Origin of the sequence: Streptomyces phyllanthi (assembly GCF_009377205.1) — a bacterium.
Taxonomy (GTDB): Bacteria; Actinomycetota; Actinomycetes; order Streptomycetales; family Streptomycetaceae; genus Streptomyces; species Streptomyces phyllanthi.
The window spans coordinates 1-2,313 of sequence record NZ_VJZE01000799.1 but is presented as its reverse complement, the minus strand read 5'-3'; the positions used below and the strand labels follow the sequence as shown (position 1 = coordinate 2,313).

1 protein-coding gene is annotated in these 2,313 nt (G+C 74.1%); it reads left to right on the top strand.

Going from position 1 to position 2,313, the window contains the following annotated elements:
• Positions 1-46: 46 nt before the first annotated feature.
• On the top strand, positions 47-2,313 hold a 2,267-nt coding region (locus FNH04_RS44990; protein ID WP_322725686.1), incomplete at its 3' end, for an AAA family ATPase.

The window sequence follows — 2,313 nt, the reverse complement described above, 5'->3', positions numbered from 1 at the left end:
GCCGCCGCCCGCGCGAGTGTCCGTCCGTGCGGCTTCATCCGCACCGGTGTCCGGTGAACTCGTCGAACGTGAACGGGAGTTGGCCGAGCTGCGGATGTGCTTGTCGGACGCGGCCGCGGGGCGCGGTGGGCTGGTGTGTGTTCAGGGCCCGGCCGGGATCGGTCGGAGCGCGCTGCTCGACGAGGTACGGCTGCTGGGCAGTGAGTGGGGGGCGCGGGTGCTGGGCGCGGAGGGCACGTCGAGCGCGACGAGCAGCCGCCCGCACGACGGCTGCGACGGCCACGACAGCGACGGCTGCGACGGCCACGACAGCGACCGCTTCGACGTCGTACGGCGGTTGCTCGGCCCGGCGGTCGCAGGGCTCGGTGGCGCACTGTCGGCCGGTGCGGCAGCGCCGGTGTTCGACGGGCAGGCGGCAGCCGGACCTGGCGGGCCCGCCGATCCCGCCAATCGTGCCGATCCCGCTGATCCCGCCGACCCCGCGGGGCCTGACGACTTCGCCGTCCTCCACGGGCTCTACCGACTCACCGAACGCCTCGCCACCCGCCACCACCACCGTGTGCGGCGGCCCCTGCTCCTCCTCGTGGACGATCTCCAGGCGTGCGATGCGCCATCCCTCACCTTCCTGGCCTATCTCGTGCCGCGTCTTCAGACCATGCCGCTCCTCGTCGTCACCGCGCTGCGCACCGGGGAACCCCATATCCCCTACGAGAACGAGCAGTTGCTGGCCGACATCGCGCGAGACCCGGCGGTGGTGCACATCCGTCCCGGTCCGCTGAGCGCGGTCGGCGTCGCCGGACTCGTACGCCGACGGATGCGGGCAGCGGTGGACGAGGAGTTGGCCGGTGCGTTTCACCGGGCCTCGGCGGGACTGCCTCTGCTGCTGACGAGGCAGCTGCGGGCACTGGAGGGGGCGCACGGTGTGGACGCGCGCGCCGTCGCGGAGTCGGGCATCCGTGCCGTCTCGGGACTCGTGCTCGCACGGCTGGAGCGGCTGCCGTCCGCAGCCACGGCCGTCGCACGGGCGATCGCCGTCCTCGACGGCGTCGGCGACGGCGGCGACGGCGATTCCGGCCGTGTCGGCGATTCCGGCGGTGTCGGCGGGGCCGCGCTGCCGGTGGTCGCGGCCTTCACGGGGCTCTCCGAGCAGGACGTGGTGACGGCGACGGCGGTGCTCGCACGGGCGGAGGTGGTCCGTGACCAGTACCCGTTGGCCTTCGTGCATCCCCTGGCCGGCGAGGCCGTCCTGCGGACGGTGCCGGCTCAGGAACGCCCGGAGCTGCACGAACGGGCGGCCAGACTCCTCGACGGTGTGGGTGCCGATCCGGAGGAGACCGCCGCGCATCTGCTCCTGGTCCCTTACCGGGGCGACCCCTGGGTCGTCGCGGTTCTGCGCGCCGCCGCGGCCCGCGCGACCGCCCACGGTGCGAACGACGTGGCCGCCACCCTGCTCACCCGGGCGCTGCTCGAGCCGCCCGCCCGCGACGTACGCCCCGAGGTGCTGCTGGAACTGGGCCGGGCCGAAGCACTCGTGGACGGGCCGGCAGCAGCCCGACACCTTCGGGAGGCGTATACGACGTCGCCGTTGCGTGCGAGCGTCGCGCGCCTGCTCGCGCAGACACTGATCTACACCGGCAGGCCGGGCGAGGCGGCCGAACTGGCGGCACACGCCGCGGCGGAGCTGCCCGGGTCGGCCAGTACGGCCAGTACGGCCAGTACGGCCAGTACGGACGACGAACGGCAGGGACTGCTGGCCCTGGCGCGGCTCGGCGCGTTCGCGCACGGGCTCCAGGACATGAGTACCGACAGCGTGGACGCCCCGGTCGCGATCCCCGTCGGAGACGGCCCCGGCGCCCGGATGCTGGCCGCCGACGCGGCGCGAGAGGCCACCATGAAGGGGTTCGACCGCGCCGCCGCCGTCGCCTCCGCCCGGTTCGCCCTCACCGACCGGGTGCTGCTGCACAGCGGCGAGGTGCTCTCCTGGTGCACGGCGGCTGTCGTGCTGCACCTCGCGGACGAGGACGTCACGCTGCTGTGGGACGAGACGCTGACGTACACGGGGCAGCGAGGGTCGCTGATCGGCTCGCTGTCGGCGCACCTGTGGAAGGGGTTCACCGAGTGGCGGCACGGCGAACTGCACCGGGCACGCCGCTCACTCGGCACCGCGCTCGAACAGTTCGGTGCGTGGGGGATCACGCCCGGAGCTCCGCAGTGCCGGGCATTCCTGACCGGGGTTCTGCTGGACCTCGGGGACACCGCCGGGGCGCGTGTCTGCCTGGAGCGGATGCGGGCGGGGCACGGGGGTGCCGAGGG